This is a genomic window from Acidovorax sp. GW821-FHT10A04 (assembly GCF_059415825.1).
Window position 1 is genome coordinate 39285 of record NZ_JBWKNZ010000005.1, and the last position, 16154, is coordinate 55438.

The following is a 16154-nucleotide window of genomic DNA, read 5'->3' on the forward strand; positions in this document are numbered from 1 at the left end:
AGCACCTGCGCGATTCAAAAATGGGGGATGCGCGACACCGCATGCAGCCTGTTGCACAGGCCATGCGAAAGGGAAAGAGCCTCTTGTCAGAGGCCCGGGATACAGGCCTGTGCAAAGGCGCCGAACAACAGGCGAAGGAGGAACTCCCTGGCCAGAAGAGGTTCGCAGCGGTCTGGTGGCAAGGCCCTAAGAACCTGTCCCCGCGCCTGCGCGGTCAGGCGCCCTTGAGGCGAAAGCGCGCCACCACCTCGGTCAGGCGCCCGGCCTGGTCGCGCAGCGACTCCGATGCCGCGGCCGACTGCTCCACCAGTGCGGCGTTCTGCTGCGTCATGCCGTCGAGTTGCGAGATGGCGGTGTTCACCTCGACCACGCTCTGGCTCTGCTCCTCGATGGCGCTGGCGATCTCACCGATGAGGCTGCTCACGCGCTGCACCGAGCCCACCACCTTGTCCATGGTCTGGCCCGCCTCGCCCACCAGCCTGGCACCGCCCTCGACCTGGTCCACCGAGCTCACGATTAATTGCTTGATCTCACGGGCAGCGTGTGCGCTGCGCTGTGCCAAGGTGCGCACCTCCGTGGCCACCACGGCGAAACCGCGCCCCTGCTCGCCCGCGCGGGCAGCCTCCACGGCCGCATTGAGCGCCAGGATGTTGGTCTGGAACGCAATGCCATCGATGACACCGATGATGTCGCCTATCTTGCGCGAGGAGGTCTGGATGCCGTCCATGGTGCTCACCACGCGGGCCACCACCTCGCCGCCCGCCACCGCCACCTCCGACGCGGCCGAGGCCAGTTGGTGCGCCTGCTGGGCCGACGCCGAGCTCTGGCGCACGGTATCGGTTACCTGCTGCAGCGCGGCCGAGGTCTGCTCGATGCTGGCCGCCGCAGCCTCGGTGCGCACCGACAGGTCGTGGCCACCGCTGCTCACTTCCTGGCTGGCCACGGCAATGCTGTCGGCACTGCGCCGCACATCACTCACCGACGCATTGAGCGCCCCCTGCATGCGCGCCAGCGCCCGCAGCAGGTCGCCCAGCTCGTCGCCACGCGTGGAGCGCAACTCGCCAGTCAGGTCGCCATCGGCAATGCGGTCGGCAGTGCTGGCCGCAAAGCTCAGCGGCACGGTGAGCGAACGCGTCAGCAGCCAGCCCACCGCCGCCCCCATGGCCAGCGCGGCCACCATCATGAGCCAGATGCCCCACAGCACGGTGCGGTAGCTTTGCGCACCGGCCACATTGGCCTGCTCCACGCCCGCGTCGTTCACCGTGCCCAGCTTGCCGATGGCATCGGTGGTGGAGCGGAAGGCAACCCGCGAGTCGCCGCGCAGGTAGGCCATGGCGTCGTCGGTCTTGCCCTCGCGCAGCAGGGCCAGCAGCTTGCCCTGGGTGTCCTTGTAGCGGCCCACGGTGGTCTTGAAGGCCTCGAAGAGCTGCCTTTCTTCTCCATCCGAGAGCGTGCCCGCATAGGCCTCGAGCAGCTTGGGCACCAGGGTCCACTGCTTGTCGATGCGCGCGCTTTCGTCCTGGATGGTCTTGGCGTCGCCGCCCAGCATCATCTGCAGTTCGGCCCGGCGCATCTGGTTGAGCGCCTCGTTCAGGCCTGCAAGCTGCTGCGTGCTCGGCAGCCAGTTGGTGGCCAGATCGACCACGCTGCCCTGCACCCGGTTGACCCGGTTCACCGCGAACAGGCCCATGGCCAGCACCAGCAGCAGCAAGAGGCCAAAACCCAGGCCCAGACGCAAACCGACACGCAGATTCGACAGGGGCATGCTCGTCTCCTGAAAAGGTGGACGTGAAGAGCCCCCTGCACGCAGGGGCTCAGGGAACAGCGCTCGAATCAATATAGTTCATAAGCGGTAAATGTGCCATTTTGTAATGACCTACTGCAGCAGTTTGCGAATCACCCGGCACGGGTTGCCCGCCGCGAGAACGCGGGGCGGCACGTCGCGCGTGACCACGCTGCCCGCGCCGATCACCGCACCGTCGCCGATGGTCACCCCGGGGCAGATGATGGCGCCGCCGCCGATCCAGACGTCCTCGCCAATGGTCACGGGCAGGCACAGTTCGATGCCGGTGGCGCGCTCGGCGGGCGACAGGGGGTGCGATGCGGTGTAGATCTGCACGCCGGGAGCGCACAGGGTGCGCGCGCCGATGCGCACCGGCGCGCCGTCGAGCACCACGCAGTTGAAGTTGAAGTACGCGCCCTCGCCCAGCGTGATGTTGTAGCCGTAGTCGCAGTGGAAAGGCGGCGTGATCTGCACGCTGGCAGGCTGGCCGGGCAGCAGTTGCGCCTGCAGGGACTGCAGTTCGCCCGCCGCCTCGGGCCTGGCGTGGTTGATGGCATGGCACAGCTGGCGGGCACGCAGGCGATCGGCCACCAGTTCGGGGTCGGCGGCCTGGTACAGGGCGCCGGCAATCATCTTGCTTTTTTCAGAAGAGGTCATGGGGCCATTCTGGCCCCGGCGCTCAAGCCCTCGCGCCGGCCAGGGCCGTCCACTTGCGTTCGCTGCGCGCAGACTCGATCACCCGCTCGATGAAGCGCACGCCCCGCGCGCCGTCTTCCACGCGCGGGTAGTCGGCCGCCAACGGGTCGGCCGGCTGGCCTGAGGCATGGGCGCGGATGTCGGCGGCCACGCCCAGATAGACGTTGGCAAAGGCCTCGATGAAGGCCTCGGGGTGGCCCGAGGGGATGCGGCCCGCGCGCAGCGCCGACGGGCTGAGCCAGGGCGCGCCGCGCGTGAGGATGCGGCGCGGCCCGTCCACCGGGGAGTGCACCAGGTGGTTGGGGTCCTCCTGGCGCCAAGTGATGGTGCCCAGGGTGCCCGAGACCTGCAGGCGCAGGTCGTTCTCCAGCCCTGCGACCACCTGCGACGCCACGATCACGCCACGTGCGCCATTGGCATAGCGCAGCAGCATCTGCGTGTCGTCGTCGAGCCGGCGGCCCGCGCCGAAGGCGGTAAGGTCGGCGCACAGCCATTCGGGCTCCATGCCGGTCACGGTGGCAGCCAGGTTCTCGGCATGCGAGCCAATGTCGCCCATGGTGCCTGCGGCACCGCTGCGTGCGGGGTCCAGGCGCCAGTCGGCCTGCTTGTTGGCACCGCCCTCTTCCACCGCCGTGGCCAGCCAGCCCTGGTTGTATTCGACGGTGATCTTGCGCAGCGTGCCCAGGGCGCCGCTTTGCACCAGGTGGCGCGCCTCGCGCACCAGGGGGTAGCCGGTGTAGTTGTAGGTCACGCCGAACACGGTGCCGGCCTGGCGCACGGCGGCCACCAGCTCATCGGCCTGGGCGCTGGTGTGCACCAGCGGCTTGTCGCACACCACGTGGAAGCCCGCCTGCACGAAGGCCAGGGCCACCGGGTGGTGCACATGGTTGGGGGTGACGATGCTCACCAGGTCGATGCGCTCGCCCGGCGGGCGGCGCAGTTCGTCGGCCAGCAGGTCCTGCCAGCTGCCGTGGTTGCGGTCGTCGGCCAGGCCCAGGGCGGCGCCCGAGGCGCGGGCCCGGTCGGGCGAGGACGAGAGCGCGCCGGCCACCAGCTCGAACTGCCCGTCCAGCGCCATGGCCTTGCGGTGCACGGCGCCGATGAAGGCGCCGTTGCCGCCGCCCACCATGGCGTAGCGCAGCTTGCGTTCAGAGGACATGGAATCCCTTGTTGGTTATTTCGGTTGCTCGTCGCGGGCGAACACCGCATCGAAGGCGCCTGCGGCGGGCTTGAAGTCGAGCCGCTTGCAGAAGGCGGCGCTCTCGGTGGCACCATGCACGCGGTCCATGCGGCTGTCCTCCCACTCCACGGAGAGGGGGCCCTGGTAGCCGATGTCGTTGAGGGCGACGATGATGGATTCAAAATCGATCATGCCGCGGCCCACGCTGCGGAAGTCCCAGTGGCGGCGTGCGTCGCCAAAGCTGGTGTGCCCGCCGAACACGCCCACCGTGCCGTCGCCCTTGCCCCACCACACGTCCTTCATGTGGGCGTTGTAGACGCGGTCGGCAAACTGGCGGATGAACTTCACGTAGTCCACGCCCTGGTAGGCCAGGTGGCTCGGGTCGTAGTTGAAGCCGAAGCGCCGGTGGCCCTTCACGGCCGCAATGGCACGCTCGGCCGAGGCGATGTCGAAGGCGATCTCGGTGGGATGCACCTCGAGCGCGAAGTTGATGTCATGCTCCTCGAACACGTCGAGGATCGGGCCGAAGCGCTGGGCAAAATCGGCAAAACCCTTTTCCCAGTAGGCCTGGCTGGTGGGCGGGAAGGCATAGATGGCATGCCATACCGACGAGCCGGTGAAGCCCGTGACGGTCTTCACGCCGAACTTCGCCGCCGCACGCGCCGTGTCGGCCAGCTCGCTGGCCGCGCGCTGGCGCACGCCCTCGGGGTCGCCATCGCCCCACACATGGGGCGGCAGGATGGACTGGTGGCGCTCGTCGATGCGGTCGCACACGGCCTGGCCCACCAGGTGGTTGCCGATGGCAAAGCACGAGAGGCCATGCTGGGCCAGCAGCGCATGCTTGTCCTTCACATACTGCGGGGAGGCCAGTGCCTCCTGCACATTGAAATGGTCGCCCCAGCAGGCCAGCTCCAGGCCGTCGTAGCCCATGCTGCGTGCCAGCGGCGCCAGCTCGACCAGCGGCAGGTCGGCCCACTGGCCGGTGAAGAGGGTGACGGGTCTTGGCATGGGTGGGGCTCCAGGAAATGGGGGCAGCGCGTGCTGGGTCAGGCGGCCCATCGCAACAATCGACCTTGGTGCAGCAGCCGGCCATGGCACGGTCGCTGCGATGGGGGGCCAAGGCCCCCATCAGGCGTCCCGATCAGAAGGGAGAGTCGGGGAAGTAGAAGCTCTTGGCGTTTTCCTTGGTGATCAGCACCGAAGGAATGATGGTCGTGGGCGGCAGCTTGTCGCCCTTGATGCGCGCTTCGGCCGTGAGCTTGATCGAGTCGTAGATGAACTTGGGGCTGTACGACACGTTGGCCTGGATCAGCGGGTTGCTGCCGTCGGCCAGCGTCTTGATCATGCCCTTGGCACCGGCGCCGCCGAACACCAGCTTGATGTCCTTGCGCTTGGCCTGCTCAATGGCCTTGAGCACGCCCACGGCCATGTCGTCGTCGGCCGCCCACACGGCGTCGATCTGCGGGAAGCGGGTCAGGTAGTCCTGCATGACCTTGAAGGCGTCGTCGCGGTTCCAGTTGGCGTACTTGGCGTCCAGCAGCTTGATGTCGGGGTGGTTCTTGAGCACCGCGTTGAACGCGTCCATCCGCTCGTTGTCCAGCGTGGTGGCAATGCCGCGCATGGCCACCACATTGCCCTTGCCGTTCAGCGCCTTGGCGATGTACTCGGCCGGGATCTTGCCGAAGGCGGTGTTGTCACCGGCCACATAGGCGTCCTGCGCGCTGGTGTCGGTCAGGCCGCGGTCCACCACCGTTACGTAGACGCCCTTGGCCTTGACCTGGGCCACGGGCTTGGTCAGCGCGGCCGATTCGAAGGGGAAGATCACCAGGGCGTTGATCTTGTTGACCGTGACCAGGTCCTGCAGCTGGTTGGCCTGCTCGGGCGCGCCGCCGGCCGTCTTGACGATGACCTGCAGGCCGGGGTGGGCCTTTTCCAGGTCCTTCTTGGCCTGGTTGGCCCAGTACACGATGCCGCCCGTGAAGCCGTGTGTGGCCGACGGAATGGCCACGCCCACCACGACCTTGTTGGCCTGCGCCATGGCAGGGCCGGCCAGCGCCAGTGCGGCTGCGGCGCCCACGGCCGAGAGGGCCAGGCGGCGGGTGAAAGAAAGTTGGCTGTTCATGATGCGTTGTCTCCTGTTGCTGTGCTTTGATGAAAAAGGCCATGGAAGCTGGCCGGCTGGGGAACACGAAAGTCAAACGACCTACCGAAAAAACCAATCCAGAAAATCCATCACCGTTTGCCCCTTTGCATGAAGGCCACTGCGATGATCACGAAGCCCTGCACCGCCGCGTTCAGGTACACGCTGATGATGCTGGTGAGGTTCAAAATGTTGCTGATGACCGACAACAGGATGGCGCCCACCACCGTGCCGGTGATGCTGCCCGCCCCGCCCTTGAGGACCGTGCCGCCCACGATCACCGCGGCAATGGCTTCCAGCTCCCACAGCAGGCCCGTGGTGGGCGATGCCGAGCCCAGGCGCGGCACGTAGAGCAGCGTGGCGATGCCCACGCACACCCCGAGCAGCATGTAGGTCAGGATCTTGATCTTGTGCACGTCCACCGCGGCGTACTGCGCCACCTGCTCGTTGGAGCCGATGGCCTGCACGTAGCGGCCGTAGGCCGTGCGGTTGAGGATGACGCCGCCCACCAGCGCCACCAGCAGGAAGATCCACACGGGGATGGGCACGCCCAGCAGGTTGGCGTAGTACACAGGGCTGTAGAGGTCAGACAGATCGTTCTCCAGCGTGATGGCACCGCCGTTGGAGAAATACGTGAGGTAGGCGCGGAAGATGCCCAGCGTGCCCAGCGTCACGATGAAGGGCTCGATGCGCCCCTTGGTGATCAAGAGGCCGTGCACCAGCCCGAACACCGCACCCAGCACCACGGCCAGCGCCATGCCCACCACCACGGCGGCCATGGGCGAGCCCAGCACGGGCGCCATGGCGTTCATGAACAGGATGACCGAGCCTGCGATCAGCGCAGCCATAGAGCCCACCGACAGGTCGATGCCGCCCGAGATGATGACGAAGCACATGCCCACCGCGATGATGCCGATGAAGGCCGTGCGCGTGAGCACGTTCATCACGTTGTCGTAGGTGGCGAAGTTGCTGTTGAGCAGCGTGCCGGCAATGCACAGCAGCACCAGGCCGATGACCGGGCCCAGTCCGTGCAGCTTGCCCCACCAGGCGGTTGCGGCACCGTGGCGGCTGCCGGCCACCTGGGGGGTGGGGGCGTTTTCAGCGGGTACCTGTGGCATGGACGATCAACTCCTCTTCGGTCAAATGGGGTTCCTGGAGCGTGGTCTGCAAGCGGCCGGCGCGCATCACCGCCACGCGGTGGCACAGGCCGATCAGCTCCATCAGTTCGGACGAAATCACGATCACCGCCAGGCCCTGCTCCGCCAGGCGCTGCACCAGGTGGTAGATCTCGCGCTTGGCGCCCACGTCCACGCCGCGCGTGGGCTCGTCGAGCACCACCACGCTGGGGCCGGGGTGCAGCACCTTGGCCAGCGCGAGTTTTTGCTGGTTGCCGCCCGACAGCGACGACGCGCGCACGTCGAGCGAGCCGGTGCGGATGCCGAACTCCTGCACCGCATCGCGCAGCGCGGCCTGTTCGGCCGCCGGGTCGAGCCAGGGGCTGGCATAGCGCTCCAGCGCCATCAGCGTGAGGTTGGGCCGCAGGCTGAAGTGCACGTGCAGGCCCTTGCCCTTGCGGTCTTCGCTCAGGTAGGTCAGGCCATGGCGCGCGGCATCGCGCGGGCTCTTGAGCTGCACGGTCTTGCCCGCCAGCTCCACCGTGCCTGCCGAGCGCGGGCGCAGGCCCAGCAGGCCTTCGAACAGTTCGGTGCGCCCGGCGCCCACCAGGCCGGCAAAACCCAGGATCTCGCCGCGGCGCACCTCGAAATCGATGTCCTGCGCCCAGCCGGGCACGGTGAGGCCGCGCACCCTGATCGCGGGTTCGCCAGCCGGGGCCGGCAGCTTGGCGGGGAACAGGTCGGCCAGTTCGCGGCCCACCATCAGGTTGGCCATCTGCCGGCGCGTGACGCTGGCCGTGGGCTCGCGCGCCACCAGCAGGCCGTCGCGCATCACCACCACCTCGTCGGTGGTGCGCTCCACCTCGTCGAGCTTGTGCGAGATGTAGATGATGGTCACGCCCGCAGCCTTGAGCCCGGCCATCAGCGCGAACAGGCGCTCCGTCTCGCCCGGGGTCAGCGTGGCGGTGGGCTCGTCCATGATGAGCAGGCGTGCATTGCGGGCCAGCGCGCGGGCGATTTCCACCAGCTGCTTTTCGGCCACGATGAGCTTCTTCACGCGCGTATCGGGGTCCAGCGGCAGGCCGACCTGGGCCAAGGCAGCGCGGGTCTTCTCGCGCATGGCCTTGTCGTCCAGGAACAGGCCCTTCCTGATCTCGTGCCCGAGGAAGACGTTCTGCGCAATCGTCAGGTCGTCCGCCAGGTTGAACTCCTGGTGGATCAGCACGATGCCCTGGGCCTCGGCCGCGCGCGAGCCGCCACCGGGGGCGCGCACGGCGCCGTCCACCACCACCTCGCCGGTGGTCGGGCTTTCGTAGCCGGCCAGGATCTTCATCAGCGTGGACTTGCCCGCGCCGTTCTCGCCCAGCAGGCCGTACACGCGGCCAGGCTGCAGCGCGAAGCCCACGCCGTGCAGCACGCGCACGGGGCCGAACTCCTTGGTGACGTTGCGGAACTCGACGGCGACGCTCATCGTGCAGTCCCTCCCGAACGCGATGACTGGGCCATGCTCTCCTGCATGGCCAGCACCCCCGCGCCCACCACGCCGGCATCGTCGGCCAGGGGGGCGTACTGGATCTCCAGGTGGCGCGTGGACAGGGCCAGCGACCGGTGGTACACGCTCTGGCGCACCGAGGCCAGGAACAGCGGCCCCATGTCCGCCACCCGCCCGGCAATGAACACGTGCGACGGGTTGAAGAAGTTGACGATGGAGGCCAGCATCTGCCCCACCAGGCTGCCAGCGCGCTGGATGATGGCGTTGGCCGCCACGTCGCCCGCGCGGCTGGCCTGGGCCACGTCTTCGGTGGTCAGGGTGCCGGTGGCCTGCAGGCGCTCGGCCAGCAAGGCACTTTCGCCCGCCTGTGCCGCCGCCAGCGCCATGCGCGCCATGGCAGGCGCGGCGGCCATGGCCTCCACGCAGCCCTGGTTGCCGCAGTGGCAGCGCGGGCCGGCCTGGTCCACGCAGATGTGGCCCACGTCGCCGGCCGAGCCGTTGGCGCCCCGGTACACCTGGCCGTGGCAGACGATGCCGCAGCCGATGCCCGTGCCCACCTTGATGACCAAAAAGTTGGGCAGGTTGCGCTGCAGCCGCCACAGCTCGCCCAGCGCCATCAGGTTCACGTCGTTGTCCACGAACACCGGCGCTGCAAAGGCCTCGCGCAGGTAGTCGCGAATGGAAAAGCCGTCCCAGTCGGGCATCAGCGGCGGGTTGACCAGCTGGCCGCTTTCAAAGTCCACCGGCCCCGGCACACCCATGCCGATGGCGATGACCTGCGAGGCCGGCAGCCCGCAGCGCGCCATCAGCTCGCGCATCAGGCCGCGCAACCGCGCCAGGATCACGCCCGGGCCCTGGCGCACGTCGATGGGTTCGCGGTGCCGCGCCAGCACCGTCATGTCGGGCCGCATGATGGCCACCTGCATGCTGGTGGCGCCCAGGTCGGCGCCGATCACCACGCCCAGGGTCTCGCTCAGGCGCAGGGTTTCGGCACGGCGCCCGCCGGAGGACTCCTGCAGGCCCACTTCGTCGAGCAGGCCTTCGTCCAGCAAGGCCGCCACCATGGCGTTGGCCTTGCTCTTGGAATAGGCCAGCCGCTGCGCCAGCGCATGCCGCGACGCGCCCGCCGACCAGAAAATGGTCTGCAGAACGTCCAGGTCTTCAGTGCCGCAGTTGTGCCAGCGTGCCAAGGCTTGTCTCCTGTTCTTGTCATGGGATCCCAGGGGCCGTAGTGGGCCTTGCCTGGGTCACCAGCGCCTCAAATGGACGCGTTGGGCAAATACTATGCGGCCCACTTAGGCCACACAAGACTTAACTTGGACCTAATTTAGCCCAAAGTTCTTCATGGCTTTGTCACGGTGCCCGGCTCCACTGGGCAGCAGGCTGGAGTGCGCCTGCTTCACGCTGCTTGCCAGCTGCCCAAAAACCACCACCAACAGAGGGACCCATGACCTTGCGAATGATTGCCGCGGCCTGTGCCGCGCTGGCTGTTACAGCGGTTGCCTGCAGCAGCGGCGGCAGCGAGCCACCGTTCACCGTCAAGCTGATCGGCTTCAACGACTACCACGGCAACCTGGAATCCCCGGGCACCTTCGGCGCCAGTGCCGCCGTTCCGGCGGCCGAGCGCCCACCGGTGGGCGGCGCCGAGTTCATGGCGGCCCATGTCGCCAAGCTCAAGGCCCAGAACCCGAACAACGTGGTAGTGGGTGCGGGCGACTCGATCGGCGCCTCGCCGCTGATCTCCGCGCTGTTCCAGGACGAGCCTTCCGTGGAAACGCTCAACCGCATCGGGCTGGAGTTCAACTCGGTGGGCAACCACGAGTTCGACAAGGGCTCGGCCGAGCTGCTGCGCCTGCAGAACGGCGGCTGCAAGGCCGGCGAGCCCAACAGCTGCAAGGGCGCGGTGGCAGGCACGCCGGTGCCGTTCGAGGGCGCCAAGTTCAAGTGGCTGTCGGCCAACGTGATCGCCACCGCCACCGGCAAGCCCCTGCTGCCGGCCTATGGCGTCAAGGAGTTCAAGGGCGTCAAGGTGGCCTTCATCGGCATGACCTTCAAGGCGACGCCCACCGTCGTCACGCCCACGGGCGTGGCCGGTCTGGAGTTCCGCGACGAAATCCAGACGGTGAACAACCTGATCCCCGAGCTCAAGGGCCAGGGCATCGAAGCCATCGTCGTGCTGGTGCACGAGGGCGGTTTTCAGTCTGGCACGGTGTCGGACATCAACGGCTGCGAGGGCGCGCTCGCCGGCTCGGGCATCGCCACCCTGGTCAAGGGCCTGGACAACGCGGTGGACGCCGTGATCAGCGGCCACACCCACGCCGCCTACAACTGCAAGCTGCCCAACGCCACGGGCCGCACCATCCCGGTGACCAGCTCCAGCTCGTTCGGCCGCGTGCTGACCGATATGGACCTGACCATCGACCCGTCCACGCGCGACATCACGGCCATCGCCACCACCAACCGCCTGGTGGTGCGCAACGACCCCACGGTGCCGGCCGATGCAGCCGTCGCCAAGATCATCGCGGGCTACAACAGCCTGGTCTCGCCGATTGCCAACACGGTGATCGGTGCCATCGCCGCCGAGCTGCCCAACAGCCGCACCGATGGCGCCTGCAACATGCCGGCCGGCGATCTGGTCGCCGACGCCATGCTGGCGGCCACGCAGGGCCCCACGTTCGGCTCGGCGGTCATCGCCCTGATGAACGGCGGCGGCGTGCGCAACCCCGGCTTCACCTTTGCGAGCAGCGCGGTGGGCGAAGGGGCCGGCAACGTCACCTATGGCGAGGCCTTCACCACGCAGCCGTTCGGCAACAGCCTGGTTACCATGTCGCTCACGGCGCAGGACCTGAAGGACGTGCTGGAAGAGCAGTTCGCGGGGTGCAAGGGCCAGTCGACCACGGCCACGCGCGTGATGCTGCCGTCCAACGGCTTCAAGTACACCTGGGACGGCGCCAAGGCCTGCGGTGCGCGCGTGAGCAATGTCACGCTGCGCAACGGCTCTTCGACGGAGACCATCGTCGACGCCTCGGGCACGGTCGCCAGCCCGGCCAAGACCTACCGCGTCACGATGAACAACTTCATGGCCGACGGCGGCGACGGTTATTCCACCTTCCTCAAGGGCACCAACCGCCTGGGCGGCGCGCAGGACATCGATGCGCTCGTGGCCTACCTGTCCGGCTTCAAGGCGCCCAAGGCACCTTACACGCTGGGCAACAACCCCAACGATGCGGGCAGCGTGCGCATCAACCGCACCGGCACTGGCAGCAACGCCGCATGTCCGACCGGCGCCGTGACGTCCTGATCGGCCTGCTGGGGCTGGCAGCGGGCCCGTTGGCGGCGTCCCCAGCGTCCGAGGAAAAGCTCAAGGCGATCATGCAGGCGGCAGCCGCCCGCCCGCCCGACGCCGAGCGCCTGCGCGAACGCGAAGCCCTGCTGCGCGAAGCCGAGGCCGCGCTGGCGGCAGGCGATGCAGAGAAAGCCGAGCAGGGCTTCGACCGTGCCGCGCTGATCCTGCACTCTGCCGACACCGAGATGGGCCTGGTGCGCAGCTACATGCAGTCGGGCCAGTACCGGCGCGCGCTGGCGTTTGGCGCGCACACGGCGGGTGCGCACCTCGACGCGGTGGGCGGTGCGGCGCTGTACGCCTGGCTGCTGCACGCAGGCGGGCAGGATGTGATCGCCCGCAAGCTGCTGGCCGATGCCCAGGCGCGTGCGCCGTCGCAACCGCTGGTGGCCAGCGTGGGCCGTGAGCTGGCGTCGGGTGCGCCGCACGCGAGTGGTGAAATGCTGCTGCCACCCGCGCGGCTGGCGCCCTATGGCGATTCGACGGGGTTGCCACGCGGCGCGCACATGGTCGCAGCCGGCACGCTGGTGGATGAAGGCCGCACGGCGCTGGTGCCCGCGCGCGCCGTCGCCGGTGGCCGGCGGCTGTGGGTGCGCAACGGGCTGGGTCAATTGGTCCCGGCCTCCCCTCTACAGGGGCGCGGCGCGGGCGGCATCGCCCTGTTGCGCCTGGGCAGCCCGCTGCCCGCGCCGTCCCTGGGCATGGTTCCCGTTGATGTCTTCCCCGGCGCCGTGGCGTTCGCCGTGGGGTATGCGCAGGCCGGTGGCGCGGGGGCAGCGTGGCCCCTGCTGCGCACGGGCTTCGTCGGCGCCGCCAGGGATGCGCAGGGGGACCGCGACCTCGATCCGTCCATGCACCAGGGCATGGTGCCCGGCGGGCCCGTCTTCGACCAGGCTGGCCGCTTCGCAGGCGTCGCGCTGTCCGATGGTGCTGGCGTCAGGCTGGTGGCCGCGACCCGTTTGCGCGAAGCATTCGCAGGGCGCGTGGCGCTGCCTGTGTCCAGGGACGGCGGCCGCCTGGGGCCCGACGCGGTGTACGAAGCAGCGATGCGCAGCACCCTGCAGGTGATCGCCGCCCGCTGAGGCGGGCAAGCTGCAAGGCCTGCGCTTTTGCAGGCCCGTCTGCTGGCTGCGTGGTGGAACCCGGGTCGGCGCAGCCGCTACCATCTCGCAGCACACCCGAGCGACGCCACACTGCCCCATGATCACCCTTCAGAAATCCATTGCCCACGGCCTCTTGACCCTCGCCTGCCACGGCGATCTGGACCACCAGGGCCAATGGCTTCTGGACCTGATTGCCAGCCGGGACCACGCAGGGCCGGGTCTGGCAAGCGGCACGACGGTGCAGGTGGGCTGGTCGGTCCTGACCCTGGCGGCCACGGCCAACGGGGTATTGGAAGTCCGCGAGCCGGCCTTCGACACCGACCCGCTGACACTCACCCGGGCAGAGGTCTCCACCACCTTGCGCATCCTGGCGGCCCAGACCGACCTGCTGCGCCGCGTGGGGAGCGAAGGCCTGGCGGCGCGCTTCGACGACAAGGTGGTCGTACAAAAGGGCTGCCTGGCCGAACCCGGCATCTACGCCCAGCGGTCCGAACCCACACCGGGAGATTCCGGGTGGTATGTCGGGCTGGCCGATGGGCCCGCGGCGGCGGGCGCCGAGAACCTGGAAGCGATCCGGCTTCATCAACTGCTGGTGTTGCGCCCCCACCTGCTGGCAGCGATGGCGCTGCCCGTGGACTGGATCTGCGTGTGGCGGGGCGATGAACTGAGGGGGATTGCCGACGACCGCAACCAGGAGCGCTGGGCAACGGTCTGAAGCAATCTAGATGCTGCTGGAGTCCGTGGCGACCCAGTGAAAACTGCCCGACTCGCGCCGCCACCGGAAGTGGACCTCCAGGCCCAGATAGTCGCGATCATCTGCATTGAGCGCGTTCTGACGCTCAAGGCAGCGCACGAAATAGCTGAAGCACACCTCCCTTTGTCTGCCGACCTTCGCAAACCAGGGCTCGTCCTGAATCCAATAGCGCTCGGCAGACAGGTAGCACTCGCCGGTCAGCCTTTCCAGATCGGGGAATGCATTGCCAGCCGGCAACCCGCTGGCGTACTGCACCACCCGGCGCCACACCTCGGCCTCGATCACGGCGCGCAAATCCTGGAGGGCATCGTGATCCACATCCTCGAAGCGGTCGCACCGCTCCATGTCCACCGGTCCCGCCCATGGGGGGCGGGGAACAACGACAACGCGGGGCAGCGGCTGGGCGCGCAGCTCAGGCGGCTGCATGCAGGACATAGCAGACCCAAGGTTCCTGGCCCTTGGCCTTGAACACGGCAACGCCTTGCAGATAGTGCAGGGCCAGGGCGCACAACTCGTCCATGTCGCCAGGGCTGGCGCGCAGCTGCGGGGTTTCGAACACCTGGTAGCCGGTCTCCAGCGCCAGTTCCCTGACCCGGCCGGCCCTGCTCCTGGACAGCGCAGGGAAGGCGTCGTTGGCCCACACCCAGGCGAGACTTTCCGACGCGGGGAGGTAGGTGACGATGGGGGTCGCCTGGTACACGCAGGTCGCCTGGCCACCATCGCCGGTGAGTGTCAGCGTCGCCGTTTCCTCGTCGATGTTCCATGCAGAAAAGCCGGCAATGGCCTGGCTGAAGGCCTCCTGCCTGGCCCGGTACCCGTCCATGGCAATGCGCAGCAAGTCTGCAAACCTGGCGTCTGTGGTGTCCTGATGGTGGCGATGGAGATGCATGGGATTTCGGGCGATAGTATCCGGGTATGGTGGTGTGTCAGGCTGGACAGTACCCACCGGCCGTCCAACCCAGGCACTATCCCACGATCAGTACATTCCGCAAATTGTCCTGCACCTTCCCCCGTCGCTCTGCCCCTTGACCGCATGCCACATGCCGCAGTTCCCCGCTTCATCACCGCCAGGGCCCGGTGGCTGGCCTGGCTGTGCGTCCTGGGCGCCCTCACGGCGCCGGTTTCGCGCATGCTGCCGGCGGACCAGGTGCCCACACTGCAATGGCTGGTGGAACTGGCAGCCCATTGGCAATGGCTCTGCGCGGTGGTGGGGGCGATCTCGCTGGGGGTGCTGGCACTGGCGCGCCCCCCCAGCAGCATGGGCCGCGGGTGGTTGGCCCTGGCGGTGCTGGCACTGGGCGGTAGCTTCCTGTGGCAGCCGGCCATGCTGCCGCGTGGCGCCGAGCCATCGAGCCCCGACGCCGTGCTGACCGTGGGCAGCGCCAACCTCAACGCGTCGACCACCGACTTCGACCCGCTCACGGCCTGGCTGGCGTCGCCCAGTGCACCGGATGTGGTGTTCCTGCAGGAGTTCACCGAACTGGCCCACCAAGCGCTGGTGCGCAACCCCGCGGTGGCCGCGCGCTACCCCCACCGGCTGGCAGCCCCCCAGCCCGACCCCTTTGGCCTGGCCGTGCTGTCGCGCCATCCCCTGTCGGACCTGCAGACGCTGCAGCCGCAGGACCTGCGTGACACCCTGAGGCTGCGCGCTACCGTGGCCTGGAATGGCAAAGCGGTGCACCTGAGCGCGTTGCACCCCATGCCGCCGCTGGATGAAGGCTTCGCCCAGGCCCGCGACCGTGCCCTGGTGCAGGAGGCCGGGCGCCTGGCCCAAACCGGAGGGCTGGCCCTGCTGGCCGGCGACCTGAACACCACCCCCTGGGCACGCAGCCTGTTCACGGTGGAAGCCACCCTGCGCCGCGCCAATGGGGCTGCACCCAGCTGGCCCAACGCCTTTGGCTGGCTGTCGGTGCTGCCGCTCGACCATGTGCTGGCCTCGAGCGGCTGGCAGGTACTGAACTCGCGCACCGGGCCGGACCTGGGGTCGGACCACCGGCCCGTGGTGGTGCGCCTGACGCTTGCGCCTTAACCTGTTTTCCTCGCTGCCGGGGCTTTCTTTGCCGCAGGTGCCTTGGGCTTGGCCTTCTTCTGCGCAGCCTGCAATGCATTGAAATCCGCCGCCGCACGGAACAGTGCCTTCAAGGCTGCCTCGTTGACCACCTCGCCCTCGCGCACGTCGATGGCGCGCCGGGTGTTGCCCTCCAGGCTGGAGTTGAACAGGCCCTTGGGATCGGGCAGCGAGGCGCCCTTGGCAAACGTCATCTTCACGGCCTGCTTGTAGGTCTCGCCCGTGCACAGGATGCCGGCGTGGGACCAGACGGGCACGCCCATCCATTTGACTTCCTCGATCACATCGGGCACGGCCTCATGCATGAGCTTGCGCAGATGGGCCAGGGTGTCGCCGCGCCAGTCGGCCAGGTCGCGGATCTTGGCGTCGATGAGGGCGGATGCCGATTCACTTTGCCCGTCGGCCGGGGCCTGCAGCGCCGCGCTCTTGCCGTTGTTCTTGCGAGGGCTGGCCTTGGCGGGGGTTGCTGCCATTCGTGGG

Annotated in this window: 15 protein-coding genes; 4 read left to right on the forward strand and 11 right to left on the reverse strand. The window is 68.3% G+C overall.

Annotated features, from left to right (window positions below; all coding sequences use genetic code 11):
• Positions 1-214 precede the first annotated feature (214 nt).
• From AC07PF_RS12385 to AC07PF_RS12420, 8 genes are all read right to left on the reverse strand, one after another.
• Positions 215-1765 (reverse strand): methyl-accepting chemotaxis protein, encoded by a 1551-nt coding sequence (locus tag AC07PF_RS12385; RefSeq protein ID WP_494612057.1) that lies wholly within the window; start codon positions 1763-1765, stop codon positions 215-217.
• A 111-nt stretch (positions 1766-1876) separates the two neighbouring features.
• The gene (locus tag AC07PF_RS12390; RefSeq protein WP_494612058.1) at positions 1877-2440 is read right to left on the reverse strand and encodes a sugar O-acetyltransferase; all 564 of its coding nucleotides are present in this window, start codon (positions 2438-2440) and stop codon (positions 1877-1879) included.
• Positions 2441-2462: 22 nt separating this feature from the next.
• Positions 2463-3638 (reverse strand): Gfo/Idh/MocA family protein, encoded by a 1176-nt coding sequence (locus AC07PF_RS12395; RefSeq protein WP_494612059.1) that lies wholly within the window; start codon positions 3636-3638, stop codon positions 2463-2465.
• A 15-nt stretch (positions 3639-3653) separates the two neighbouring features.
• The gene (locus tag AC07PF_RS12400; protein ID WP_494612060.1) at positions 3654-4667 is read right to left on the reverse strand and encodes a sugar phosphate isomerase/epimerase family protein; all 1014 of its coding nucleotides are present in this window, start codon (positions 4665-4667) and stop codon (positions 3654-3656) included.
• 133 nt (positions 4668-4800) lie between these two features.
• Positions 4801-5781: a substrate-binding domain-containing protein gene (locus tag AC07PF_RS12405; RefSeq protein WP_494609496.1), complete on the reverse strand. Its 981-nt coding sequence runs from the start codon at positions 5779-5781 to the stop codon at positions 4801-4803.
• 110 nt (positions 5782-5891) lie between these two features.
• Positions 5892-6917 (reverse strand): ABC transporter permease, encoded by a 1026-nt coding sequence (locus AC07PF_RS12410; protein ID WP_186458039.1) that lies wholly within the window; start codon positions 6915-6917, stop codon positions 5892-5894.
• Positions 6898-8385: a sugar ABC transporter ATP-binding protein gene (locus AC07PF_RS12415; RefSeq protein ID WP_494612061.1), complete on the reverse strand. Its 1488-nt coding sequence runs from the start codon at positions 8383-8385 to the stop codon at positions 6898-6900. The genes AC07PF_RS12410 and AC07PF_RS12415 overlap by 20 nt, the downstream gene beginning before the upstream one ends.
• Positions 8382-9596, reverse strand: coding sequence for an ROK family protein (locus tag AC07PF_RS12420; protein ID WP_007849284.1), 1215 nt, complete (start codon positions 9594-9596; stop codon positions 8382-8384). Before AC07PF_RS12420 ends, AC07PF_RS12415 begins: the two co-directional genes overlap by 4 nt.
• A gap of 257 nt (positions 9597-9853) precedes the next feature.
• On the opposite strand from AC07PF_RS12420, the gene AC07PF_RS12425 reads away from it, so the two are divergent.
• The 3 genes from AC07PF_RS12425 (at position 9854) to AC07PF_RS12435 (ending at position 13567) form a co-directional block, all read left to right on the forward strand.
• Positions 9854-11707, forward strand: coding sequence for a bifunctional metallophosphatase/5'-nucleotidase (locus tag AC07PF_RS12425; RefSeq protein ID WP_494612062.1), 1854 nt, complete (start codon positions 9854-9856; stop codon positions 11705-11707).
• Positions 11680-12831: a hypothetical protein gene (locus tag AC07PF_RS12430; protein ID WP_494612063.1), complete on the forward strand. Its 1152-nt coding sequence runs from the start codon at positions 11680-11682 to the stop codon at positions 12829-12831. The genes AC07PF_RS12425 and AC07PF_RS12430 overlap by 28 nt, the downstream gene beginning before the upstream one ends.
• Before the next feature lie 118 nt (positions 12832-12949).
• Positions 12950-13567, forward strand: a complete 618-nt coding sequence (locus tag AC07PF_RS12435; RefSeq protein ID WP_494612064.1) for an immunity protein Imm33 domain-containing protein — start codon at positions 12950-12952, stop codon at positions 13565-13567.
• 6 nt (positions 13568-13573) lie between these two features.
• Here AC07PF_RS12435 and AC07PF_RS12440 read toward each other — a convergent pair whose 3' ends face one another.
• Both AC07PF_RS12440 and AC07PF_RS12445 read right to left on the reverse strand, forming a co-directional pair.
• Positions 13574-14041 (reverse strand): hypothetical protein, encoded by a 468-nt coding sequence (locus AC07PF_RS12440; RefSeq protein WP_145698712.1) that lies wholly within the window; start codon positions 14039-14041, stop codon positions 13574-13576.
• The gene (locus AC07PF_RS12445; protein ID WP_494612065.1) at positions 14019-14444 is read right to left on the reverse strand and encodes a DUF6882 domain-containing protein; all 426 of its coding nucleotides are present in this window, start codon (positions 14442-14444) and stop codon (positions 14019-14021) included. The genes AC07PF_RS12440 and AC07PF_RS12445 overlap by 23 nt, the downstream gene beginning before the upstream one ends.
• 195 nt (positions 14445-14639) lie before the next feature.
• Here AC07PF_RS12445 and AC07PF_RS12450 point away from each other — a divergent pair, with 195 nt between their 5' ends.
• Positions 14640-15635 carry an endonuclease/exonuclease/phosphatase family protein gene (locus AC07PF_RS12450; RefSeq protein ID WP_494612066.1) on the forward strand — a complete coding sequence of 332 codons (996 nt, stop codon included), beginning with the start codon at positions 14640-14642 and terminating at the stop codon, positions 15633-15635.
• Here the strand turns inward: AC07PF_RS12450 and AC07PF_RS12455 are convergent.
• On the reverse strand, positions 15632-16147 hold the full coding sequence (locus AC07PF_RS12455; protein ID WP_494612067.1) for a DUF1801 domain-containing protein: 516 nt from the start codon (positions 16145-16147) through the stop codon (positions 15632-15634). The genes AC07PF_RS12450 and AC07PF_RS12455 overlap by 4 nt on opposite strands.
• Positions 16148-16154 lie beyond the last annotated feature (7 nt).